Here is a 23,590-nt window from a genome sequence, read left to right on the forward strand (position 1 = left end):
GTCCCTTTGCTTTCGTGGGTCACGCGCCGAGGCGCGCGGGAGTGTGGGTGAGCTCGGCGGCGACCGCGACGGCGGCCGCGACGTCGCCGTCGGGCGGGTAGAGGAGGTTGCGGCCGACCGTGAGGCCGACGACGCCCGGCAGGGCCAGCGCGTCGCGCCACGAGGCGAACATGGCGTCGGGGTCGCCGCCGCCGTCGCCCCCGAGGAGCAGGGTGGGCATCGTGGTCGACGCCATCACGCGCTCCATCTCGTCGACGACCGGCAGCTTCATCCAGGTGTACGAGCTGTCGGCCCCGAGGCCGGAGGCGATCGCGACCGACCGGATGACCGCATCCGGTGTCAGGTCGTTCACGATGCGCCCGTCGCGCCATTCGCTGAGGAACGGCTCGAGCATGATCGGCAGCCGTGCGGCCGCCGCCTCGGTGACGGCCCGCGCCGTCGCCTCGAGCGTCAGGGCGGTGCCGGGGTCGGAGAGGTTGACGCGCACGAGCGCCTTGGCGAAGTCGATGCCGCGCGCCGCCATCGTCGGCACGTCGTAGGCCGTGTAGCGGTCGTCCATCTCGAATGACGCCCCGCGCAGGCCGCCGCGGTTCATCGAGCCGACGATGAGCTTGCCGTCGAGCAGCCCGAGCGCCGCCAGGTCGTCGATGATGTCGGGGGTGCCGAGAACGCCGTCGACCGCGGGGTTCGCCAGAGCCGTCGCCATCCGGTCGAGCAGGTCGTAGCGGTCGGCCATGGCCGATTCGTCGCCGCCGACGGCGAGCGAGCCGCGCGCGGGGTGATCGGCCGCAACGATCAGGAGCCGGCCGTCGTCCCCCAGCAGCTCCCGCCGCTCGCGGCGCGCGAAGGCCCCGCCGAGCGCGTCGGGCGTTCGCGTGCGGGCCTCGCGCAGAGCGCGGAAGTCGGCCTCGGTGAGCGTGCTCATACCCTGCTCCCCTCGAGAGCTGCCTCGACCTCATCCGGGGTCGGCATCGCGGTCGAGCACTCGCGCCTCGACGCGACGATGGCGCCCGCGACGTTCGCGAAGCGCAGGATGCGCTCGAGCCCCCAGCCCTCGAGCAGGCCGTGGCAGAGTGCGCCGCCGAACGCGTCACCGGCTCCGAGGCCGTTGACGACGTCGACGAAGTGCGTCGGCACCTCGACCTCTTCTTCCCGGGTCTTCGCGAGCACGCCCCTCGGCCCCTGCTTCACGATCGCGAGCTCGATGCCGCGTTCGAGGAGCGCGTCGGCCGCGCGCCGCGGCTCGGTCTCGCCGACCGCGACCTCGCACTCCTCGCGGTTGCCGACGGCAGCGGTCACGCTGCCGAGCACGGGCTCGAGCTGCGCCGTCGCATCGGCGGGCGTCTCCCAGAACATCGGTCGGTAGTCGAGGTCGAGCACGGTGTGCTCCGCGCGACCGCGGGCCGCGAGAGCCGCGTGATGGGCCGCCCGGCTCGGCTCCTCGCTGAGGCCCGTCGTCGTGAGCCAGAGGATGCGGGCCGCGCGCACGGCGTCGAGGTCGATGTCGGCGGCCTCGACGTTGAGGTCGGGAGCCTTCGGCTCGCGGTAGAAGTAGAGCGGGAAGTCGTCGGGCGGGAAGATCTCGCAGAACGTCACGGGCGTCTTGAGCGCGGGGTCGACGCGCACGTGGCTGTTGTCGACGCCGAGGCGGGCCAGCTCCGCGAGCAGGTAGCGCCCGAACGGGTCATCGCCGACGCGCGAGATCAGCGCGGGGCGGTGACCGTGGCGGGCGGCCGCGACCGTGACGTTGGCGGCGGTGCCGCCGAGGTACTTGCCGAACGTCGAGACCTCTTCGAGGCCGACGCCGTCCTGCAGCGGGTAGATGTCGACGCCGAATCGCCCGATGGCCAGGACGTCATTGGCAGTGCTCATCGTCAGACTCCGTTGTTGGTGACAGGTCGGATGCGCGTCGGCATCTTTGTCCTGACAATAGCACAACGACCGCGCCATGCAACAGACAAAGTTCCCCGTGGGTAATATTGTGCTGACATATCCGAGGAGGGGTGCCATGGCCACCGACGAGCCGATCTGGCCGGCCGAGCTGTTCGCCGATCTCGACCGCACGGGGCCCGTGCCCCTGTACTTCCAGATCTCCAGCCGCCTCGAGGCGGCCATCCGGTCGGGCAGGATCCCCCCTGGCGCCCGGCTCGAGAACGAGATCGCGATCGGCAAGGCGCTCGGCCTTTCGCGCCCGACGGTGCGCCGCGCCATCCAGGAGGTCGTCGACAAGGGCCTGCTCGTGCGCCGCCGCGGCATCGGCACGCAGGTCGTGCAGGGCCAGGTCACGCGCGAGGTCGAGCTGACGAGCCTCTATGAGGACCTCAAGGCCTCGCAACTGGCGCCGGGGACGCGCGTGCTCTCGCTCGAGACGATCGCTGCCCCGGATGACGTGGCCGAGACGCTCGGAATCCGCGCGGGGGCCGACGTGGTGCGCGTCCGGCGCCTGCGCACGACCGACGGCACCCCCATGGCGGTGCTCGAGAACTTCCTGCCGACGGAGTACGCCGACATCACTGTCGAGCAGTTGGAGGGCGAGGGCCTCTACGCCGTCCTGCGCGCCCGCGGCGTGACCATCCGGGTCGCGAAGCAGCGCATCGGCGCGCGCAGTGCGCACGACGATGAGCCGGAGCTGCTCGACGTCGACCGCGGCGGCCCGCTGCTCGCAATGGAGCGCACGGCCTTCGACGCGTCGGGCAGCGCCGTGGAGTTCGGCCGCCACGTGTACCGCCCGGACATGTACAGCTTCGAGACGACGCTCGTCGCGAAGTAGCGCGGCCCGCCTCAGCCCGGCAGCACGTCGTCGAAGTGGGCGCGCAGGTTCGCGGCGACGTCGACGCCGTCGCGGTCGTACAACCAGTGGTACTGCAGGCCGTCCCACAGCGCCACGAACCAGATCGCCTCGTGGGCGGGGTCGCGGTGGGCGGGCAGCGTGCCCGCCTCGGCCGCCGCGCGGAACAGCGACTCGAAGCTGTCCAGGGTGCGCGCGAACCGGCGCGCAAAGTAGTCGTGCGCCGCGTGCGTCGGCGGGACCGCCTCGCAGGAGAGCACGGCGTAGAGCTCGACGAGGCCCGGCTGATCGCGCTCATTGGTCGCCGCCGACTCGGGCATCGACCTCAGGATGGAGGATCCGCTCCGGCCCGTGAAGTCCTGCGCCAGCTCATCGATGCGCCGGTCGCGCTCCTCGGCGACGGCGAGGAGGAGCGCCTCCTTCGACGGGAAGTGATGGTACAGCGCCGACTTCGAGACGCCGACCTGCGCGGCGATGTCGCGCAGGCTCGTATCGGTGTACCCCTCGCGCGCGAACAGGCACGTCGCGTCCTCGATGATCCGCCGGCGCCTGGCGCGCCCCGCCCGGTAGCCCGTGCGCAGTTCGTCCTCCGCCTCCGGCACGAGGTGGGGCAGCTCCCCCTGCCCCTCGACTCCGTGCGGGACGTCGCCGGCCGCGCGCCACCCGACCGGATGGCAGAGCAGCTCCTCGTGGCGCTCGAGCGCCCTCGCGGTGTCGACGCGATCCGGGAGGTACTGCTCCATGACCTGCACGGCGTCCCACGCGGCGGCCATGCGCAGAGCCTCCCTGCCGGGGTCGCGATCGCTCGCGAAGACGCCGTCGTCGCGAGCCCCGGCGAGGACGTCCGCGGCGGCCGCGCGGAACCGCAGCGCGTGGGAGCGCAGTGCGTCGTGGGCGGGGTGCGTCGCCGCCGACGCCTCGCCGACGAGCGATGCGAACAGCGGCAGGTACCCGGGAACGCCTGCGTTGTGGCGCGCGACCTGCGAGAAGCCCAGCTCCGCCGGCGACACCGCATCGAGCCCGTCGGTCTGCGCGTCGAGCTCGAGCCGCTCGAGCGTGGCGGCCAGCAGGGCGTCCTTGTCGGGGAAGTGCTTGAGCAGCGCGGGGTGCGAGACTCCGGCGCGCTTCGCGACATCGCGCAGCGAGACGGCGCGGAAGCCGCGCTCAGCGAAGAGGTGGAAAGCGGCCTGCACCAGCGCCTCACGGGTCCGGGCGGTGCGTTCCGCCCGGCTCGCACCGGTCGTTGTCGTCATCGATTCCTCCTCCCCCATCGTAGTCGGACTACCACTCGGTCCGATTTCAGTTATCACTTGGTCTTATTTCAGTTACCAAGCGGTCGGATTAGGTGTAGGCTGGCGCCGATCGTCACAGAAGACGCGAGAAGAGGACACGAGAGATGACAGAGATGTCACGGGCCGACGCCACGGCCTACGCAGGGACCACCGGCTTCAAGGCCCCCGGCACGACGCCCGACACCACGCCCCGCGGGTTCGGCCCCGCCCTGGCCGGCGTGAACTTCGGCATCTACCTGACCCTCCTGACGCCGGTCATGGTGTCGATGGCGTTCAAGGTGCAGCACATCACCGCATCCCTCGAAGAGGCGACGGCGCAGCTCGGCCTCGTCCTCAGCGTCGGCGCGCTGTTCGCCCTCGTCGCCAACCCGCTCGCGGGGCGTCTCTCCGACCGCACGACGTCGCGCTTCGGCATGCGGCGCCCGTGGATCCTCGGCGGCAGCGTCATCGGCCTCGGTTCGCTCGCGCTCATCGGCGTCGCATCGTCGGTGTGGGTCGTGCTCGTCGGCTGGTGCCTCGCACAGGCCTCGCTCAACGCCGTTCTCGCCGCCGCGAACGCGACGCTCCCCGACCAGGTGCCGTCGCACCACCGCGGCCGCGTCTCGGGCCTCATCGGCATCACGACGCCGCTGGCGATCCTCGCCGGCAGCTTCCTCATGAACGCCATGGCCAGCGACATGCTCCGCTTCATCGTCCCGGGTGCGATCGCCCTCGCGCTGAGCGTGATGTTCGTGATCCTCCTCAAGGACCGGCGCCTCGAGGACAAACCCGCCGAGCGGTTCACTATCGGGCAGTTCCTCGGCTCGTTCGTGTTCAACCCCGTCAAGAATCCCGACTTCGGGTGGACGTGGATCACGAAGTTCCTGATCATGTTCGGCTACGCCGGCATCGCGACTTACCTGCCGTTCTTCCTCGCCGCGAAGTTCGGCCTCGGTGAGCAGGACGCGATCCAGATCATCCTGTTCGCGAACCTCGCTTCGACCGCGGGCATGGTCATCTCGAGCCCCCTAGGCGGCTACTTCTCGGACCGCCTCGGCAAGCGCCGCCCGTTCGTCGCGGCGGCAGGCGTCGTCATGGTCATCGGCCTGGTCACGCTCGCCTTCGCGCCGTCGATCGCCGTCGTGATCGTCGCGCAGGGCATCATCGGCCTCGGCGCCGGCTCGTTCCTCTCCGTCGACCTCGCCCTCGCGACCGAGGTGCTGCCCAACCCCGACGACGTCGCGAAGGACCTCGGCGTGCTCAACATGGCCAACGCCCTGCCGCAGTCGATCGCACCCGCGATCGCACCGAGCATCATCGCTCTCGGCGCGGGCTCCGCCATCGGCGGCTACTCGGTCTGGTACCTCTTCGGCGCCTTCGTCGCTCTGCTCGGCGCCGTCCTCGTCTACCGCATCAAGGGAGTGAAGTGACCAGTATCACGACGACCGGGACCGCCCGCCCCTGGCTCGACGCGAGCCTGCCCGTGGCCGAGCGCGTCGAGGAGCTCCTCGCCGAGATGACGCTCGAGGAGAAGGCCGGCCTGTTCTTCCACACGATGATCGGCGCCGGCCCGCTCGACCAGCCGAACGACGTGTTCGGCACCCCGTCGGCGATCGACTTCGTCGAGCGGCGCCGGATGAACCACTTCAACCTCGTGGGCGGCGCGGAGTCCGCCAGGGCGTTCGCCGAATGGCACAACGCGATCCAGGAGCTGGCGGCCTCGACGCGCCTCGGCATCCCCGTGACGGTCTCGACGGACCCTCGCCATTCGTTCACCGACAACCCCGGAACGGCGATGATGGCCGGCCCGTTCTCCCAGTGGCCCGAGCCCCTCGGCCTCGCCGCCATCCGGGACGAGGCCACCGTCGAGCGCTTCGGCGACATCGCGCGCCAGGAGTACCTCGCGGTCGGCCTGCGCGCCGCGCTGCACCCGCAGGTCGACCTCGCGACCGAGCCCCGCTGGTCCCGCCAGCTCGGAACGTTCGGGGAGGACGCCGACCTCGCCGCCCGCCTCGGCGCCGCCTACGTGCGCGGCTTCCAGGGCGCGTCGTTCGGCCCCGCGTCGGTGTCGACCATGACCAAGCACTTCCCGGGCGGCGGCCCGCAGAAGGACGGCGAGGACCCGCACTTCGCGCACGGCCGCGAGCAGGTCTACCCCGGCGACGCCTTCGACCTGCACATCAAGCCGTTCCTGTCGCTCTTCGCCGCCGGCACGCGCCAGGTGATGCCGTACTACGGCATGCCCATCGGCACCGAGCACGAGGAGGTCGCCTTCGGCTTCAACCGTTCGGTCATCACCGGCCTCCTCCGCGAGCGCTGCGGCTTCGAGGGCATCGTCTGCACCGACTGGGGGCTGCTCACCGACGCCGAGATCTTCGGGGAGCCGTTCCCGGCCCGCGCGTGGGGCGTCGAGCACCTCACGCCGCGCGAGCGGATGAAGAAGGCGATCGACGCGGGCGTCGACCAGTTCGGCGGCGACGCGTGCCCCGAGCTGCTCGTCGACCTCGTCGAATCGGGCGATGTCGCCGAGGAACGGATCGACGCCTCGGTGCGCCGCCTCCTGGCGGAGAAGTTCGAGCTCGGCCTGTTCGAGAACCCGTTCGTCGACGAGGACGCGGCCGACGCGACCGTCGGCAGGGCCGACTTCGTCGCGGCCGGTCAGGCGGCGCAGCGCGCATCGATCACCGTGCTGGCGAACCGCGACGCGCAGCTCCCGCTCGCCCGCGGCCTGCGCATCTACGCCGAGGGCACCACGGCCGATGACGTTGCCGCGTACGGCGAGGTCGTCGACTCGCCGGCCGAGGCCGACATCGCGATCCTCCGCCTCCAGGCGCCCTACGAGGAGCGGCCGACGACGTTCGAGAACATGTTCCACTCGGGCTCGCTCGATTTCCCGGATGACGTGCTCGCGCACGTCCGGGAGGTCGCGTCGCAGGTGCCGACGGTCGTCGACGTGTTCGCCGACCGGCCCGCGATCCTCACCCCGATCGTCGAGGTCGCCGCGGCCGTCACGGTCAATTGGGGTGCGAGCACGGCTGCGCTGCTCGACGTGCTCACGGGAACGGCGTCGCCGCTGGGGCGCCTGCCGTTCGACCTGCCGCGGTCGATGGCCGCCGTCGAGGCCTCCCGCCCCGACGTGCCGTTCGACACCGAGGATCCCCTCTTCCGCTTCGGGCACGGCCTCACCTACTGAGGCCGCATCCGCAGAACCGGTCCGTCGGGCAGTGGCCCCGACGGACCGGTTCTTCGTCCTGCCACATTCCGATCGAAGGAGATCACACGATGCACACCGCGTCCATTCGCCGGACCGCCGTCGAAGCCGACGCCGGGGTCTGAGCAATTCGTTCCCGGGGTTGCAGCCCCGGAAACGGTCGCCTCCACGAATCCTGCGGAGACGGCGGCCGAGGCCCGCCCACGCGATCCGGATCGTGGCGGACCCAGTCGACAGGGACGAACTGCTCCATCCGGCTAGACTTGGCGGGTCCGCCCCACCCTGCCCTCTGGAGCCTCCGCGTGACCACTGAACACGTCGCCGACACCGTCGAGAACGCCGCCGCTACGCCCGAGAAGGAGCAGCCGTACGGCGCGCTCGGCCTGAAGCCGGAGGAGTACGACCAGATCCGCGAGATCCTCGGCCGGCGCCCGACATCCGGCGAGCTCGCGATGTACTCGGTGATGTGGAGCGAGCACTGCTCGTACAAGAGCTCCAAGAAGTACCTGCGCCGCTTCGGCGACAAGGTCACGGACGAGATGCGCGAGCGGCTCATGGTCGGCATGGGGCAGAACGCCGGCGTCGTCGACGTGGGCGAGGGCTGGGCCGTCACGTTCAAGGTCGAGAGCCACAACCACCCGTCGTACATCGAGCCGTTCCAGGGCGCGGCCACGGGCGTCGGCGGCATCGTCCGCGACATCATCTCGATGGGCGCGCGCCCCGTCGCCGTCATGGACCAGCTGCGCTTCGGCGCCATCGACCACCCGGACACGGCGCGCGTCGTGCACGGCGTCGTCTCCGGCATCTCCTCCTACGGCAACTGCCTCGGACTGCCGAACATCGGCGGCGAGACCGTCTTCGATTCCTGCTACCAGGCCAACCCCCTCGTGAACGCGCTCGCGGTCGGCGTGATGCGCCACGAGGACATCCGGCTCGCGAACGCCACGGGCGCGGGCAACAAGGTCGTGCTCTTCGGCGCCCGCACGGGCGGCGACGGCATCGGAGGCGCCTCGATCCTCGCGTCCGACTCGTTCGACGACGGCGGCCCGACCAAGCGCCCCGCCGTGCAGGTCGGCGACCCCTTCGCCGAGAAGGTGCTCATCGAGTGCTGCCTCGAGCTCTACCGCGACGACCTGGTCGAGGCGATCCAGGACCTCGGCGCGGCCGGCATCTCGTGCGCGACGAGCGAGCTCGCCGCCAACGGCGGCAGCGGCATGAACGTCGAGCTCACCAAGGTTCTGCTGCGCGACCCGTCGCTGACCGCCGAGGAGATCCTCATGAGCGAGTCGCAGGAGCGGATGATGGCGATCGTCGCGCCCGAGAAGCTCGACGCGTTCATGGCGATCGTGAACAAGTGGGACGTCGAGACGAGCGTGCTCGGCGAGGTCACCGGCGACGGCCGCCTCGTCATCACGTGGGACGGCGAGACGATCGTCGACGTCGACCCCTCGACGGTTGCCGTCGACGGCCCCGTCTACGACCGCCCGGTCGCGTACCCGAGCTGGATCGACGCCCTGCAGGCCGATGGCGCAGCGCGGCTCCCCCGCGTGACGAAGCCCGCCGAGGCCGCCGAGCAGTTCGAGGCGCTCGTGAAGAGCCCGAACCTCGCAGACACCAGCTGGATCACGAACCAGTACGACTACTACGTGCTCGGCAACACGGCCCTGTCTTTCCCGGATGACGCGGGCATGATCCGCGTCGACGAGGAGTCGGGCCTCGGCTTCTCGATCGCGACCGACGCGAACGGCCGCTACTGCCAGCTCGATCCGAAGCAGGGGGCGAAGCTCGCCCTCGCGGAGGCGTACCGCAACGTCGCCGTCACGGGCGCGGAGCCCACCGCGGTCACCGACTGCCTCAACTTCGGCAGCCCGGAGAACCCCGAGGTGATGTGGCAGTTCGAGCAGGCCGTCGACGGCCTCTCGGACGCCTGCATGGAGCTCGGCGTTCCGGTCACGGGCGGCAACGTCTCGTTCTACAACCAGACGGGCGACACCCCGATCCACCCGACGCCCGTCGTCGGCGTGATGGGAATCATCGACGACGTCTCGCGCCGCATCCCGAGCGGCTGGCAGGACGCCGGCGAGAACATCTACCTGCTCGGCACGACGGCCGACGAGCTCGACGGCTCCGCCTGGGCCGGCGTCGTCCACGACCACCTCGGCGGTCGCCCGCCGAAGGTCGACCTCGCGGGCGAGAAGCGCCTCGCCGGCCTGCTCCGGGGCGCCCGCGACGAGTGGCTCATCTCGAGCGCGCACGACCTCTCGGAGGGCGGCCTCGCCCTCGCCCTCGCGGAGGGCGTGATGCGCTTCGGCGTCGGCGCCCGCGTCTGGCTCACCGAGATCATGGAGCGCGAGGGCATCGACCTCACGGCCGCCCTCTTCTCCGAGTCGACCGGCCGCGTCATCGTCACGGTGCCGCGCGAGGAGGACGTCAAGTTCCGCGGCCTGTGCGAGGGCCGCGGCTACCCGGTCATGCGCATCGGCGTGACCGACACCGAGCCGACGCTCGAGGTGCAGGACGTCTTCTCGTACGGCGCTGACGAACTGCGCGCGATGTCGACCGAGACCCTGCCGAAGCACTTCGGCGCGACCATCACCGAGCCCACCGCGTAACGAGGAGCGACATGTCGCAGATCAATCACTCCGAACTCGAACCAGAGGACGGTGCCGAGCGCGAGCTCTACGCCGAGAAGCACCGCAAGCGCATCCGGATCGTCGCCTGGACCGCGATCATCGCGCTCGTCATCGTCGGCGGCGGGGCATCGATCCTCGCGCTTCTCTTCGGCTGAGCCCGGCCCCGCCGACGGCGCCCGTCCGGGCGCATAATGCGCGCCGTTCACCGCGGCGCGACCGAACATTCCCGGCGGATTCCCCGCCCGTTCCGGGTCGTTCTGTTCCCAACCGCCCAGCGGGGCGAGGAGAATTGATCCAGTGAGTGAAACGCGGGAAACGGCCGACAGCAGCAGGAGCAAGCGCAAGAACGCGGGGGTGCGGGCGGTGCGGCTCGCGAGCCTGACGGACGCGTTCGACAAGTACTCGACGCCCCCGCCGAACCGGGCTCTCATCCAGAACATCTACGACCAGAGCGACATCGAGCAGATCGTCGGCTTCGGCGACTACTTCCAGCTGAAGCGGCGCGGCGGCTACCCCGCGCTCGAGGTGCACCCCGGCTACACGAACGGCTTCCGCACCGAGCAGGACGTGCTGCGCCGCGTCGGCGAAGACGTGCCCCGGTGGCCGAGCCGCCGCTTCCACGGCGCGTGGGGCATCGACCACCCCGTCGACGGCGCCCCCGCCCGCGCGTCGCGCGCATCCGGCCCGAAGGCGCCCCGGGCGCCGAAGGCCCCCAAGCGCGTTCCCGGGTCGTCGGCGCCGGCGGCCCCGGGCACGGGCCGTACTGCCGCGCCCGAGAAGCCCAAGCCGGTCTGCATGACCTGCTTCCTCGAGCTGCCCGCCACGGGCGTCTGCAGCAACTGCGGCGAGTAGGCCGCGACGCGCAGACTCAGGACCTCTGAGACGGGGCGGGGGCTCGGATGATCCGTCCGATCCCCCGCCCCGTCTCCTCTTGACCTGCGCGCCGCGACGCCGTCGCGCGACGGCGCCGGGCCCGCGAGGCGCCGTGCGCGTAACCTGGGCGGCATGGAAGCGATCCTCGGCTTCATCGGCAGCTACTGGTGGCTCGGCTTCATCGTGGCCGGGCCGATCGTCGGCATCGTCGGCAGCGCCCGCGGCTGGTGGGAGAAGCAGGAGGAGCTCTCGCACCGGCGCAAGCTCGAGATCATCGAGGCCAAGGCGAGGGCGAAGGCGATCAGCGGGAGCGAGGACCTCGACCCCGAGCGGATCGCGCACGCCGACGCGGCGGACCGCAGTGCGCGCGTGCAGCGGCTGATGGACACGCACGACGACGTCGCCCGCCGCTGGCTCGACTACGAGCTCGACCCCGCGAAGCTGATCGCCTTCCCGACCATGAGCGACGGCCGCGAGCCGCTCACGGCCGCGTTCCTGCGCGCGAAGAAAGCCGCGGACTCGGCGCGGCCCTCCTCGGCGAAGGCGCGCATCGATGCCGAGGCCTACGCCGAGTACCGCGATGCCGTGCACGACTGCGAGGCCGCGTTCGACGTCGCGGAGCAGGAGGCACGCCGGGTCCGCGACACGGGCTTCACCGAGTCCGAGCGCCAGCGCCTCTCCCGTGCACAGCAGCTGCTGAAGGTCGCCGTCGACCAGTCGGCGACCGCCGACGAGCGACAGCTCGCCTACCGCCGCGTGCGCGACGAGCTCGACGGTCTCATCGTGCTCTCCGAGGCGGCGGTCGTGAACCTCGAGAAGAAGGTCGCCCCCGAGATCGAGCGCTGAACGCGCCGCCCGCCGGCTCCCCCGGGCCCGAACACAACGCGGTCGATTCACCGCGCCGTCGGCTCGCCTGCCCCGCAACCACGCGGGGCTCGGCCCGCCCGCCGCGGCGATTGACGGCATACGGCGCACCGCCCACGTCGGTTCTTCCCCTCCCGACGCGACACGGGGCCCCGACACAACGCAGTCATTCAGCCCGGCTTCCGGTACGCCGACCCGCAACCACGCGGCTCCGCCGAACTCGGCATTCGGGTTGGCTGCGCTGTGTTCCCCGCCCGCCGCCGGTGCGCTCGGCACCGGCGGCGGGCGGGGCGGGGCGCTCAGGCAGCGCGCAGCCAGGCGGTCGCGGCGCCGGGCAGGCGCCCGCCGTCGAGCGGGGCGCTCGTGAGGAGCACCTCCCCCGCCGGCAGGTCCACCGGAGTCGAGCCGAAGTTGGTCACGTTCACCCACCCGTTCGTGCGGGTGAAGGCCAACACCTCGCCGTTGCAGGCGTCATCGAGCCATTCCAGTTCCTCGCCCGACTGCAGTTCTCGTCGCAGCGCCAGCGCGTTCCGATACAGCGTGAGCGTCGAACCGGGGTCGCCCTCCTGCGCTTCCGCCGAGTACTCGCCGAACCACGCGGGCTGCGGCAGGTGCGCCCCATTCGCTCCGAAGCCGAACGACGGCCCACCGGAGGCCCAGGGCAGCGGTACTCGGCATCCATCGCGGCCGACGTCGACGCCCGGGCTGCGGAAGAAGGTCGGATCCTGACGCGCCTGATCCGGAACGTCCGCGACCTCGTGCAGACCGAGTTCCTCACCCTGGTAGATATAAGCGCTCCCCGGCAGAGCGAGCTCGAACAGGGTAGCCGCGCGCGCTCGACGCAGGCCCAGCCCGGCGTCGAGCTGCGGCTCGGTGCCGCCCGAGAGCAGCCACTGCTTTCCCTGCTTCGCTTCGGTGCGCCCGGCGCGCGGTGGGAGACCGTAGCGGGTCGCGTGGCGCACGACGTCGTGGTTCGAGAACACCCACGTCGTCGACGACCCCGACTCTGCCGCCAGAGCTAGGTTGAAGCTGACGATCTCACGGAACTGATCGGCATCGAAATCGGCCTCGAGCAGGTCGAAATTGAACGCCTGCCCCAGGCCTTCTGAACTCGCGTAGCGTGCCCGGCGATCAGCCTCGACCCATGCCTCCGCCACGGCGGTGCGCGGCGGATCGTACCCGTCGAAGACTTCGCGCCACTCGGCATAGATCTCGTGCACATCGTCGCGGTCCCACATCGGATGGGAGCCGTCCTTGGGCAGCGCGTCCAGCTCGGCCTGCGAGGGAAGCTCTCTGCCGAGATCCTTCGCCAGGCCGTGCGCCACGTCGATTCGGAATCCATCAACCCCGCGGTCCGACCAGAAGCGCAGCGTCTCCCGAAAGTCGGCGCGCACTTCCTCGTTGCTCCAGTCGAAGTCGGGCTGCTCGGGTGCGAAGTTGTGCAGGTACCACTGCCCGTCGGGCACGCGGGTCCAGGCGGGCCCGCCGAAGATCGACGTCCAATCGGTGGGCGGAAGCGCCCCGTTCTCGCCCTTCCCGTCGCGGAAGATGTAGCGCGCGCGCTCCGATGACCCGGCTGGCGAGGCCAGTGCGGCGCGGAACCATTCATGCCGGTCCGACGAATGGTTCGGCACGATGTCCACGACGATCCTGATCCCCGCGGCATGCAGGTGCGCGACCATGTCGTCGAACTCCGCGAGCGTCCCGATCCTGGGGTCCACGTTGCGGTAATCGTCCACATCGTACCCGCCATCCGCCAGCGCCGATGGATAGAACGGGCTCAGCCAGACCGCATCCACCTGCAGTTCCCTCAAGTAGGGGATGCGCGAGACGATTCCGGCGAGGTCGCCGACGCCGTCGCCGTTCCCGTCGGCGAAGGAACGCGGATAGATCTGGTAGACGGCGGCCTGGCGCCACCATTCGGGGTCACGCGTGGACGGCGGCGCGCTGAGCACGGAGGGAGAGGTCACTCTCGGTCCTTTCATCGATTCTGTTCTGTGGTCGGTGCCGTGGTGCGGCCGGATCAGCCCTTCACAGCGCCCTGGGTGACGCCTTCCATCACCCATCGCTGCGTGAAGAGGTAGGCCACGATCGCGGGGGCCATCGCCATGAGGTACGAGGCGAAGGACACGTGGTAGTTGTTGCTGAACTGCTCCTGGAACAGCTTCTGCCGCACGGGCAGGGTCTGCAGAGACGGGTCGGAGATGATCAGCGACGGCATCATGAAGTCGTTCCACGCGTAGATGAACGCGAAGATGCCGACCGTGGCACTCATCGGCGCGAGCAGCGGGAAGATCAGCCGCCAGAAGGTCTGCCACGTCGAGGCGCCGTCGATGCGCGCGCTCTCTTCGAGTTCGAGCGGGATCGATCGCAGGAAGGCCGTGAACAGCAGGATGCTGAAGCTGAGCTGGAACATCGTGGCCAGCAGGATCACGCCGCCGGGGTTGTCGAGGTTCAGCCGCCCCGTCATCTGGATCTGGGGCAGCGCCACCACGGGGAACGGGATGAACATCGCCGCGAGCAGGTAGAAGAACGACCAGCGGAACAGCCGCCTGTCCCAGTTCCGTACGATTGCGTACGACGCGAGTGCGGCGAGGATGATGGTCGCGACGACGGTCCCGCCCGTCACGACGAGCGACATCAGGATGCCGACCGGGAAGTCCGTCAGCTGCCACGCCTCGACGAAGCCCTCGATGCTGAAGGGCATCGGCAGCGAGAACGCCCTGCCGTCGACCGCCTGGGCCGGCGTCTTGAACGCCATCGAGATCGTGACGTACAGAGGCAGCAGCACCGTGACGGCGCAGAGGAACAGGATGATCGTTCCCGACCAGTTGACCCGTTCCATCCGGGCCCTGCTGCGCTTCGACGCGTTCGCCGTGACGATCGCCCTGGTGCTTCCGGTGGGTGCGATTCTGGTGGACATCAGAGCGAGTTCCTTCCGCGCGTGACCGAGAGCTGGAGCGCCGCGACCAGGATCGCCACGACGAAGAAGATCGTCGCGTTCGCCATCTGGTAGGCGTAGTCGCCGCCGTTGAAACCTGTGATGATCGTCATCGCGACGCTGCGTGTCGCGGTGCCCGGCCCACCTCCCGTGAGGCCGACGATGATGTCGTACGCGTTCAGGAAGTTCTTGAAGCCCAGGATGATGTTGATCACGACGTAGCCCGCGACCAGTGGGAGCGTGATCCGCATCAGCTGCTGACGCTTCGACGCGCCGTCGATGTCCGCCGCCTCATAGACCTCGCCGGGGATCGACAGGAGACCCGCGATGTAGATCAGCAGGGCGCTCGGGATCGCCTGCCACGCCGTCACGATCACGATCGCGACCCACGCGAGGTCGGGGTTCGCGAGGATGCTCGTGCTGAGCGCGTCGATGCCGAGGGCCGCCCCCACCTCCGGCAGCGAGTTCGAGAACAGGAAGTTGAAGACGTAGGAGATGATGATGCCCGACACGACCATCGGGATCACGAAGACGGCCCGCAGGCCCGTTGTGAACCGGATCCTCGACGTCAGTCCGACGGCGAGCAGCAGCGCGACCACGTTGACGAGCACGACGGTTACGAGCGAGAAGCCGAACGTGAACAGGTAGCTCTGCAGGATCGCCGGGTCGTCGAACGCCGCGAGGTAGTTCGTCACCCCGATGAACTCCCAATCGCCGATGCCGATCGAGTTCGTGAAGCTGAAGAAGATGCCGACGATGGCGGGCACCGTGATCGCGACTGTGAACAGCGCGAGCACCGGCAGCAGGAAGAGGTAATAGATCGGCTCGACGCGGCGGGACGATCGCCGGATCCGGCGATCCCCCTGCGTCACGATCGTTGTTGTCGTAGACATGATGAGAGCGGGACTCCTTCGTTCTGCTCTATTGACGGAACGCCAGACGCGCCCAGTCGGCGTCGAGGGTGGCGAGGGTCGACGCGGGGTCCGCGCCGAGCACGATGGCCTGTGCGTAGCTGAACACCGGGATCGTCTTGGGGATGAGCACCGACGCGCCCTGGTACACCCGGCCGTCGTCGTAGAACTCCTGCATGCCGGCGATCCTCGGATCCGACACCGGTGCGGCGTCGATCGTCGGGGCGAACCCGAGGAGGGACTCGTTGTACTCCTCGATCACCTCGGGCCGGAACAGGTACTCGAGGAAGTCGCGCGCGGCCTCCTGATGCTTCGACCCCTCTGGGATCATCGCGGCGAGGTCGACGTTGACCCGGATCCTCCGGTCATCTGGATTCTCGGTCATCGGGAGCGGGAACGTGCCGAGATCGAGATCCGGGGCTGTCTTCGCGATCTCGGGGAAAGCCCACGGGCCCTGCAGGTACATCGCTGCCTCGCCGTTCGCGAACGCGAGGTTCCCGTCGCCGTACCCGCGACTCGGGGCGTCAGCATTGGCGTATTCCTCCGCCAGCTCGACCATCCTCTCCATCGGCTCGGCGAAGTCCTTCTGGAACGACGTCGGCGAGTCCGGGCCGAGGTCAGCCCCCTCGTCCGCGATCTCCTCGAAGAAGGCGAGCGTGTCGAGCGAGCCTCCCAGGGAGTAGTCGAACCAGCCCTGGCCGACCGACCAGTCGTCCTTGAACGTGCCATAGAACGGGTCGACCCCTGCCGCCTTCAGCGTCTCCGCGACCTCGATCAGCTCGCTCCAGGTGCTGGGCACCTCGAGCCCGTGCTCGGCGAAGATCTCCTTGTTGTAGATCACTGCGGCGGACATCACCGAGAACGGCAGGGCGCTCGTGCGGTCTTCGCAGATGCCGTACTGATCCATCAGCGGCTGCAGCTCGGGCCGGATCGTCGAGGCCGCCGTCGTGTCGGACAGGTCGGTGAGCGTGCACCTGTCGACGAACCGCGACACCTCCATGTTGTAGTTCGCCAGCATGACGTCGGGCGGGTTGCCCCGCACGAAGCTCGCGGAGACGACGTCGACGCCCGACGTGTCGATCTCGACGTTCACGCGATCCTGCGATGCGTTGTACTCGCTCACAAGTTCCGACATGAAGCCGATCGCCTCGCGCTTGCTGAACGTGAAGCGGATCGTCTCCTCCTCCGCCCCCGCCGAGCACCCCACGAGCATGGTCACGGCAAGTGCGACACCCGTCGCGGCCGCGAGCGTGCGCGCCGTTCGCCTGTTTCCTCTGGACACCGTCGTCCCTCCGTCAGATCGTCTGTCGATGACCCTCGCTCATTTAATTTAGAGCTCGAATCAAATCCGCGACAAGAGATTCACACACGACCCATCGGTTGTCAAGGCTCCGGCGGACATCCCCGTCGGAACCGTTATCGTCGAGGGGTGGCCAAACCCTCGGCGAAGTCCCCGCAGCTGATGCGACGGGTGAATGCGCGACTCGTCGCACGCTTCGCGCTCGAGACCGACGAGTTCACGGCGAGCGACGCGATTTCGGCGACCGACCTCACGCGCGCGACGGTGCTCGGTGTGTGCGCCGACCTCGTCTCCGACGGATGGCTCGAGGAGGCCGCGCCCGCGCCGAACGCCGGCATGAAGGGCCGCCCAGCGCTCCGCTACCACCTGTCGCGCGCAGCAGGCGTGGTCGTGGCGCTGGACGCCGATGAGCACCAGTTCCTCGCCCGCGTGGCCGACCTCCGCGGCACAGCGCTCGGCGGGGCGCGCGTCGCGGTCGAGGGGCGCGAATCGGGCCCTGACGCACGCGCGGCCGCGGCGCGCCGCACGATCCACGACGCGCTCGCCGACGCCGGACGTGCGGCGACCGACGTGCTGCTGACGGTCGTGGGGATCCCCGCACCCACCGACGCATCCGGACGCTCGCCTGCGGGCGACAGGGATTTCTGGTCGGTGATGAACGCCCACCTTGCCGAGGTCCTCGACGGAGCGACGATCGTCGAGAACGACGCGAACCTCGCCGCCCTCGCAGAGCGCGCGCAGGTCTCCGACGCCGGCACGACCATCGCGACCCTGCTGACGGGCGAACGCCTCGGCTCCGGTCTCGTCGTCGACGGCAGGCTCATCCGCGGGCCGCACGGCGGAGCCGGCGAGATGCGCTTCCTGCGGCTGATGTTCCCCGAGGAGCAGGCGACAGACGGGTTCGGAGCGCTCGCCCGCGACTGGGCGCGGCGCGAACTGGCCGGGGGCGACGAGCCGAGCACGCTCCGCGTGCTCCCACCCGCGGAGCTGACGGCGGAGGACGTTTTCTCGGCGGCGGCCGCGGGCGACCCGCTCGCCGGGAGGATCGCCGCGCAGCTCGGGGACCGCCTCGCCCGCATCGCGTTCGCGCTGGGGAGCCTCCTCGACGTGGAGCGCGTCGTCGTCTGCGGCACCCTGGCTCCGGCGATGGAACCGGTCCTCGAGACGGCCAGGGCGGCCCTTGGCTCCGCCTTCGAGCCCCCCGTGCCCGAACTGGCCGCGAGCCATCTCGGCGGTGACGTGGTCGTCGCGGGCGCGATCCGGCGCGCCCTGGCCACGGTGCACGACGACCCACTGCAGTTCCTCCCCCGCCCCCGCTGACGCGGGCCGCACGACACGGCCGCCCCAGCCCCGGCCCCGGCCCCGGCCACGGGCCGCGACCGTGCGGATGCCGCCGCGGCGACAGGCGGCGTCGGCGCGCCGCACGCGTCAGCTTCAGGTGAGTTGACAACCCGTAGGTTCCGTGGTTCATTAGTCGAGTAACTAACCACCGAACCAGTTGGAGGCGTCGTGCTCGAGGACGATCGGCCGCTGTTCCTCCAAATCGCCGAGAGCGTGGAGGAATCCATCGTCGACGGCTCCCTCGCCGAGGAGGCGAAGGCCCCGTCGACGAACGAGCTCGCCGCGTTCCACCGCATCAACCCCGCCACCGCAGCGAAAGGCATCAACATGCTCGTCGACAAGGGTGTGCTCTACAAGCGCCGAGGCGTCGGCATGTTCGTCGCCGACGGCGCCCGCGAACGGCTCCGGGGTGAGCGCCGCGAGGCGTTCGTCGCCGACTACGTGACTCCCCTGCTCGCCGAGGCCCGCCGCATCGGGCTCTCGGCATCCGACGTCCGCGCGCTCCTGACCGAGAGCGCGACCACCGCCACCACCGATTGAGAGGATCCGCCATGGACCCGGTCATCGAAGTGCACGACCTGACCAAGCGCTACAAGGACGCCGTCGCGCTCGACGGCGTCAGCTTCCGCATCGAGCGCAACGCCATCTACGGCTTCCTCGGCCGCAACGGCGCCGGCAAGACGACCGCGATGTCGATCCTGACGGCGCAGAACTTCGCGACATCCGGCACCGTCCGCGTGTTCGGCGAAGACCCGTACGAGAACGCCAGGGTGCTGAACCGGATGTGCTTCGTGCGCGAGAGCCAGAAGTACCCGGATGAGGCGAATGCGAAGATCGCGTTCGCCTCGGCCGCCCTGTTCTTCCCGAACTGGGACCAGGAGCTCTGCGATCGCCTCATCGACGATTTCCAGCTGCCGATGAAGACGTCGATCAAGAAGCTCTCGCGCGGCCAGCTCTCGGCCGTCGGCGTGATCATCGGGCTCGCGTCGCGCGCAGAGATCACGTTCTTCGACGAGCCCTACCTGGGCCTCGACGCGGTCGCGAGGCAGATCTTCTACGACCGCCTGCTCTCCGACTACGCCGAGCACCCGCGCACGATCCTGCTCTCGAGCCACCTGATCGACGAGATCGCGAACCTCATCGAGCGCGTGCTCGTGATCGACAGGGGCCGGATCATCATGGACCAATCGGCCGAGGAGGCGCGCGGCCAGGCGACGAACCTCGTCGGCGACGCCGAGGCGGTCGGCGCCTTCGCGGCCGGGCGCGACGTCCTGCACCGCGAGACGCTCGGGCACGTGGCGAGCGTCACGTTCCTCGGCCGCCTGACGACCGAGGAGCGCCGCGACGTCGCCGCCGCCGGCCTCGAGGTCGCCCCCGTTCCGCTGCAGCAGCTCATCGTGCGGATGACGCAGCGCGAGAACGAGTCGAAGAACGATCAGGACGCTCCCGACGGAGCGTCCGAGACAGAAGGAGCCCGGCGATGACCACCGCCACCGCGCCCGCGCCCCGCGGGCTGCGCAGCCGCACCCTCAACGTCGTGCGCCTGCAGCTGATCAACACCCAGTCGTTCGTCTGGGTGCCCCTGCTCATCCTCGCGGCCGCCGCCGTCCTCTCGGTCCTCATCTTCGCGATGATCCCCGGCGACGGCGTCAAGACCGCCGGCGCCGCCAATGCACCGCTGTGGTACTTCATGGCCCTCGGCGTGCAGGCCATGACGCTGTCGTTCCCGTTCTCGCAGGCGATGAGCATCACGCGCCGGGAGTTCTACGTCGGCACCCTCATCATCGGCGCGATCGGCGCCGCCATGATGGCGACGCTGTTCCTCATCCTGGCGGGCATCGAGGTGCTCACCGACGGCTACGGCGTCAACGGCTGGGTCGCCCACCTCGACTACCTGTTCGAACCCGGATGGGCGTCGGCGTGGCTGAGCTACTTCACCTTCACGCTGTTCCTGTACGTGCTGGGGTTCGTGATGGCGACCATCTGGAAGCGCTTCGGCACCTTCGCGGTCGTCGCCGTCGGCGTCGCGATCGGCCTCGCGGTGCTGCTGGCCATCTTCTTCGTCACCCGCAGCGGGTCGTGGCCCGACGTGATCGCGTGGTTCGTCGACATCACGGCCCTCGGCATCACGCTGGTCGGCCTTGCCGTCACGGCCGTCCTCGCCGTGGTCGGATACGCGATCCTGCGCCGCGCGACGGTCTAGGAACAGTGCAAGAACCGGCCGCCTGGTGCGCCAGGCGGCCGGTTCCGTACGCAGTCAGTTCGCGCACCCTCCGGCCCCGCGACCGCGGAACCACGTCGGTCCGGCCGGGCCCACCCGACGGAATGACTGCGTTGTGTCAGCCCGTGACCAGCACCCTGCGGCGCAAGCGGCGGGGTATTGCGATCAGCGGGCCGCCATGCCCCGCCACGCGGTCTCGAAGGCCGCGCGGCACCGATCCATGACGCCGGGATCATCGACCTGCACGCCGCGCGCGACCAGCTGGTAGTAGTAGACGCCCGTGATGAGGTCGATGCTCGACTCGATGTCGAGATCGCTCCGCAGCTCCCCCGTCCGGATGCCCTCCGCCAGCGCCGCATGCATCGCACCGCGACGCCGGGACACGTGGGACGACCAGTACGCGTGCTGCAGATCCCGATCCTGCATGGCGAGCGCGATGCGCGCGCGGAAGCGTCGGTCGCTGTACCCCTCCCCGCCGAGCCGCTTCGGGTTCCCGAACAGCACCCGGAACATGGCCTCCCTGACGCTGGCGTACTCGGACAGGTCGATCTCGATCGCGGCGCGCCCGCGGTCGAGCGCCGTCGAGACCAGTTCGGTCATGCTGGGCCAGCGGCGGTACAGGGCGGCCCGCGAGACCCCGCTGTCGGCGACGACGGCCGCGACCGTCACGGGCCTTCCTGCATCGATCAGCGCGACGACGGCGTCGAGGATCTTCTCGTCGTGCCCCTCCGCCCGCGGGCGACCGGGGCCGCGCTCGACGACCCCGGCGACGCGGGTATCGGCGGCGACCCTCACGCCAGCGCCCGCTCGCGCAGCCGCGCGATCAGGCCGTCGGTGAGGCCGGCTTCGCGCAGCGGCCGCAACGGGTCGCCGTGCTCCTGCGTCAGGTGCGCGATCAGCTCGCGCATCGGCCGCGGCGAGAACGACGCGTCGCCGGCGGCCTTCGCGGCCGCGTCGAGGTCGACGCCCATCCGCGCCATCAGCCGACCGATCGTGGGGCGCAGCCGCACCATCATGGCCGGCTTGTTCTCACCCGTCCGCGCGTAGTCGGCGACGATGTCGTCGGCGTCGGCGCCGAGCACGAGCAGCAGAGCGGCCGCGAGAACGCCCGTCCGGTCCTGGCCGGCGCTGCAGTGGAACGCGACGGTGCCCGGTGCGTGCGCGAGGATCGCCAGCGCCTCGACGACGCGGTGCGCCGAGCCCTCGAAGATCCGGATGTACATCCGGCCGTACCGCGACTGATCGTGGAGGTCCTCGCCCGTGCCGGCGTCGGAGATGGACGCCATGAACGGCACGTGGTGGTAGCTGACGTCGCGGGCGCCGAGCGCGCCGCGCCCCGTGAACCCGACCTCGTCGTTCGACCGCAGATCGATCACGGCGCCGAGGCCGGCGGCGACGAGCTCATCGGCGGACGCCTCGTCAATCGTCGAGAGGTCGTCGGCGCGGAGCGCGAAACCGCGGCGGACGGCGCCGCCCGCGACGGGGATCCCGCCGAGGTCGCGCAGGTTCGCCGGCGCCGAGAGGGGGATGGCCGTGTCGTCGATGAGGGTCATGAGATCTTCCTTCGGATGATGGCGCTGACCTGGTCGATGATCGTGACGAGCACGATGATGCAGATGACCATAGCGCACAGGTGGTTGTAGTCGTATCGGTTCATGGCGGTGGTCAGTTCGAGGCCGATGCCGCCCGCGCCGACGAGGCCGAGGATCGTGGCGCCTCGTACGTTCCCCTCGAAGAGGAGGAGCGTGTAGCTGACCAGCAGCGGCAGCGCCTGCGGCACGATCGCGTACTGGATGACCTGTCGCTTCGACGCCCCCACCGACTCCATGGCCGTGATGGGGCCGCGGTCGACGGCCTCCATCGCCTCGGCGAACACCTTGCCGATGGAGCCGATCGAGCCGACCGTCATCGCGAGGATGCCGGCGAACGGACCGAGGCCCACGGCCGAGACGAACATGAGAGCGATGACGAGGTCGGGCAGCGCCCGGATGATGTTCATCGTCCATCGGCAGCCGTAGTAGAGCCACTTCGGCGCGATGTTGCTCGCGGCGCCGAACGCGATGACGAGGGAGAGCACGGCCCCGAGCACGGTGCCGACGATCGCCATCTGCAGGGTCTCGACGAGCAGGGACAGGATGAGGGGGAACTGCGAGAAGTCGGGCGGGAACATGCGCACGAGGAACTCGCCCATGTTCACGGCGCCCTCACCGAGCTTCAGGAAGTCGAACTGCGCGCCGTTCGCCGACCACACGAAGATCGCGACGGCGGCGACCGCGCCGACGATGAAGCGGGTGCGCGGCACGCGGAAGGCGTGCTCCATGCGCTCCCGGGCTCTGGGGTCGAGCTGCTCAGCGGCGCCCCGGCCCTTCTTCCGCGCCTCGGCGGGCTTCGCCTCGGTCGTCGCCATCAGTCCTCCTCCTCTTCCTCTTCGATGTCGTAGACGGGGGCGAGCAGTGAAGCGTCGAGCTCGGTCGTGCGACCGGAGACGACGATCTCCCCGTGGCGCAGCCCCACGATGCGGTCGGAGTGCTCGAGGGCGAGCGGCAGCACGTGCAGGCTGACCAGCACGGGGATGCCCTCCTCGCGGGAGATCGATCGCAGCAGTTCCAGCACAGTGCGGCTCATCCGGGGGTCGAGCGAGGCGACGGGTTCGTCGGCGAGGATCACACGCGGGTTCTGCATGAGCGCGCGTGCGATCGCGACTCGCTGCTGCTGGCCTCCCGAGAGCGACCGGGCCGGCTCGCCCGCCTTGTGGGCGATGCCGACGCGGTCGAGGAGCGCGAGGGCGCGCTTGCGGTCGGCGGACCGGAAGGTGCCGAGCGCGTTGACGGGGCCCGCTCCGTGCAGGCCTCCCGTGAGTACGTTCGTCAGCACGCTGAGGCGCCCGATCAGGTTGAACTGCTGGAAGATCTGCCCCGTCTGCGCACGCAGGCTCCGCAGCCGGCCGTGCCGCAGGCCCGCGACGTCGACGTCGCCGACGCGCACGGTGCCCCCTGTGATCGGAGCGAAGCCGGTCAGCGACTTCATCAGGGTCGACTTGCCGGAGCCGGACGACCCCAGCAGGGCGACCGTCTCGCCGGGGAAGAGGTCGAGGTCGACGCCGTCGAGCACGACGGGCGCGTCGGGCGCGTATCGGACCCGGAGATCCCGGATGTGCACGAGCGGTGCGGGGCGCGCGGGCGCTTCCGCCTGGACCGATCGGATCGGATTCGTCATGGTCGAAAGGCTCATGGCCG

General features: G+C 70.0%; 22 protein-coding genes. 11 read left to right on the forward strand and 11 right to left on the reverse strand.

Annotation, left to right across the window (positions count from 1 at the left end; genetic code table 11):
• Positions 1-19: 19 nt before the first annotated feature.
• A complete protein-coding gene (locus C0010_RS11905) occupies positions 20-925 on the reverse strand; it encodes a Cgl0159 family (beta/alpha)8-fold protein (RefSeq protein WP_198410823.1) in 906 nt (301 codons plus the stop codon).
• A complete protein-coding gene (gene iolC, locus C0010_RS11910) occupies positions 922-1,872 on the reverse strand; it encodes a 5-dehydro-2-deoxygluconokinase (protein WP_105567301.1) in 951 nt (316 codons plus the stop codon). Before iolC ends, C0010_RS11905 begins: the two co-directional genes overlap by 4 nt.
• Positions 1,873-2,008: 136 nt before the next feature.
• Between iolC and C0010_RS11915 the strand changes: the two genes are divergently transcribed.
• Positions 2,009-2,770, forward strand: coding sequence for a GntR family transcriptional regulator (locus tag C0010_RS11915; protein ID WP_105567302.1), 762 nt, complete (start codon positions 2,009-2,011; stop codon positions 2,768-2,770).
• Positions 2,771-2,781: 11 nt separating this feature from the next.
• On the opposite strand, the gene C0010_RS11920 is transcribed toward C0010_RS11915, so the two are convergent.
• The gene (locus C0010_RS11920; protein WP_232531934.1) at positions 2,782-4,041 is read right to left on the reverse strand and encodes a TetR/AcrR family transcriptional regulator; all 1,260 of its coding nucleotides are present in this window, start codon (positions 4,039-4,041) and stop codon (positions 2,782-2,784) included.
• Between the two features lie 143 nt (positions 4,042-4,184).
• On the opposite strand from C0010_RS11920, the gene C0010_RS11925 reads away from it, so the two are divergent.
• The 6 genes from C0010_RS11925 to C0010_RS11945 all read left to right on the forward strand — a co-directional run bounded on the left by C0010_RS11925 (position 4,185) and on the right by C0010_RS11945 (position 11,622).
• Entirely contained in the window at positions 4,185-5,489 is a 1,305-nt protein-coding gene (locus tag C0010_RS11925; RefSeq protein ID WP_105567304.1) for an MFS transporter, read from the forward strand.
• A complete protein-coding gene (locus tag C0010_RS11930; RefSeq protein WP_232531935.1) occupies positions 5,486-7,252 on the forward strand; it encodes a glycoside hydrolase family 3 protein in 1,767 nt (588 codons plus the stop codon). Before C0010_RS11925 ends, C0010_RS11930 begins: the two co-directional genes overlap by 4 nt.
• A 320-nt stretch (positions 7,253-7,572) precedes the next feature.
• Positions 7,573-9,882, forward strand: a complete 2,310-nt coding sequence (gene purL, locus C0010_RS11935; protein WP_105567305.1) for a phosphoribosylformylglycinamidine synthase subunit PurL — start codon at positions 7,573-7,575, stop codon at positions 9,880-9,882.
• Positions 9,883-9,893: 11 nt separating this feature from the next.
• The gene (locus C0010_RS15035; RefSeq protein ID WP_158685491.1) at positions 9,894-10,058 is read left to right on the forward strand and encodes a hypothetical protein; all 165 of its coding nucleotides are present in this window, start codon (positions 9,894-9,896) and stop codon (positions 10,056-10,058) included.
• A 142-nt stretch (positions 10,059-10,200) separates the two neighbouring features.
• Complete coding sequence (locus C0010_RS11940; protein ID WP_158685492.1) at positions 10,201-10,755, forward strand: hypothetical protein; 555 nt, start codon at positions 10,201-10,203, stop codon at positions 10,753-10,755.
• Between the two features lie 153 nt (positions 10,756-10,908).
• Entirely contained in the window at positions 10,909-11,622 is a 714-nt protein-coding gene (locus C0010_RS11945) for a hypothetical protein (protein ID WP_105567307.1), read from the forward strand.
• Between the two features lie 317 nt (positions 11,623-11,939).
• Here the strand turns inward: C0010_RS11945 and C0010_RS11950 are convergent, their stop codons facing one another.
• Genes C0010_RS11950 through C0010_RS11965 form a run of 4 tightly spaced genes read right to left on the reverse strand, consistent with a single transcriptional unit; the run spans position 11,940 to position 16,774 of the window.
• On the reverse strand, positions 11,940-13,625 hold the full coding sequence (locus C0010_RS11950; RefSeq protein WP_105567308.1) for a glycoside hydrolase family 13 protein: 1,686 nt from the start codon (positions 13,623-13,625) through the stop codon (positions 11,940-11,942).
• Positions 13,626-13,663: 38 nt separating this feature from the next.
• On the reverse strand, positions 13,664-14,563 hold the full coding sequence (locus C0010_RS11955; RefSeq protein WP_105567309.1) for a carbohydrate ABC transporter permease: 900 nt from the start codon (positions 14,561-14,563) through the stop codon (positions 13,664-13,666).
• Positions 14,563-15,474, reverse strand: a complete 912-nt coding sequence (locus C0010_RS11960) for a carbohydrate ABC transporter permease (protein WP_105567310.1) — start codon at positions 15,472-15,474, stop codon at positions 14,563-14,565. Before C0010_RS11960 ends, C0010_RS11955 begins: the two co-directional genes overlap by 1 nt.
• A gap of 28 nt (positions 15,475-15,502) precedes the next feature.
• Positions 15,503-16,774: an ABC transporter substrate-binding protein gene (locus C0010_RS11965; RefSeq protein WP_408631082.1), complete on the reverse strand. Its 1,272-nt coding sequence runs from the start codon at positions 16,772-16,774 to the stop codon at positions 15,503-15,505.
• Between the two features lie 147 nt (positions 16,775-16,921).
• On the opposite strand from C0010_RS11965, the gene C0010_RS11970 reads away from it, so the two are divergent.
• From C0010_RS11970 to C0010_RS11985, 4 genes are all read left to right on the forward strand, one after another.
• Positions 16,922-18,112, forward strand: a complete 1,191-nt coding sequence (locus tag C0010_RS11970; protein ID WP_158685493.1) for an ROK family protein — start codon at positions 16,922-16,924, stop codon at positions 18,110-18,112.
• A 189-nt stretch (positions 18,113-18,301) separates the two neighbouring features.
• Positions 18,302-18,673 carry a GntR family transcriptional regulator gene (locus C0010_RS11975; protein ID WP_105567312.1) on the forward strand — a complete coding sequence of 124 codons (372 nt, stop codon included), beginning with the start codon at positions 18,302-18,304 and terminating at the stop codon, positions 18,671-18,673.
• Between the two features lie 11 nt (positions 18,674-18,684).
• The gene (locus tag C0010_RS11980) at positions 18,685-19,617 is read left to right on the forward strand and encodes an ABC transporter ATP-binding protein (protein WP_105567313.1); all 933 of its coding nucleotides are present in this window, start codon (positions 18,685-18,687) and stop codon (positions 19,615-19,617) included.
• Entirely contained in the window at positions 19,614-20,336 is a 723-nt protein-coding gene (locus C0010_RS11985; RefSeq protein WP_105567314.1) for a hypothetical protein, read from the forward strand. The genes C0010_RS11980 and C0010_RS11985 overlap by 4 nt, the downstream gene beginning before the upstream one ends.
• Before the next feature lie 183 nt (positions 20,337-20,519).
• On the opposite strand, the gene C0010_RS11990 is transcribed toward C0010_RS11985, so the two are convergent.
• Genes C0010_RS11990 through C0010_RS12005 form a run of 4 tightly spaced genes read right to left on the reverse strand, consistent with a single transcriptional unit; the run spans position 20,520 to position 23,585 of the window.
• Entirely contained in the window at positions 20,520-21,149 is a 630-nt protein-coding gene (locus C0010_RS11990; RefSeq protein WP_105567315.1) for a TetR/AcrR family transcriptional regulator, read from the reverse strand.
• On the reverse strand, positions 21,146-21,907 hold the full coding sequence (locus C0010_RS11995) for a tyrosine-protein phosphatase (RefSeq protein WP_105567316.1): 762 nt from the start codon (positions 21,905-21,907) through the stop codon (positions 21,146-21,148). Before C0010_RS11995 ends, C0010_RS11990 begins: the two co-directional genes overlap by 4 nt.
• Positions 21,904-22,761 (reverse strand): phosphonate ABC transporter, permease protein PhnE, encoded by an 858-nt coding sequence (gene phnE, locus C0010_RS12000; RefSeq protein WP_105567317.1) that lies wholly within the window; start codon positions 22,759-22,761, stop codon positions 21,904-21,906. The genes C0010_RS11995 and phnE overlap by 4 nt, the downstream gene beginning before the upstream one ends.
• Complete coding sequence (locus C0010_RS12005; RefSeq protein WP_232531937.1) at positions 22,761-23,585, reverse strand: phosphonate ABC transporter ATP-binding protein; 825 nt, start codon at positions 23,583-23,585, stop codon at positions 22,761-22,763. Before C0010_RS12005 ends, phnE begins: the two co-directional genes overlap by 1 nt.
• Positions 23,586-23,590 lie beyond the last annotated feature (5 nt).

Source organism: Microbacterium halophytorum, from assembly GCF_002970975.1.
GTDB classification, from domain to species: Bacteria; Actinomycetota; Actinomycetes; order Actinomycetales; family Microbacteriaceae; genus Microbacterium; species Microbacterium halophytorum.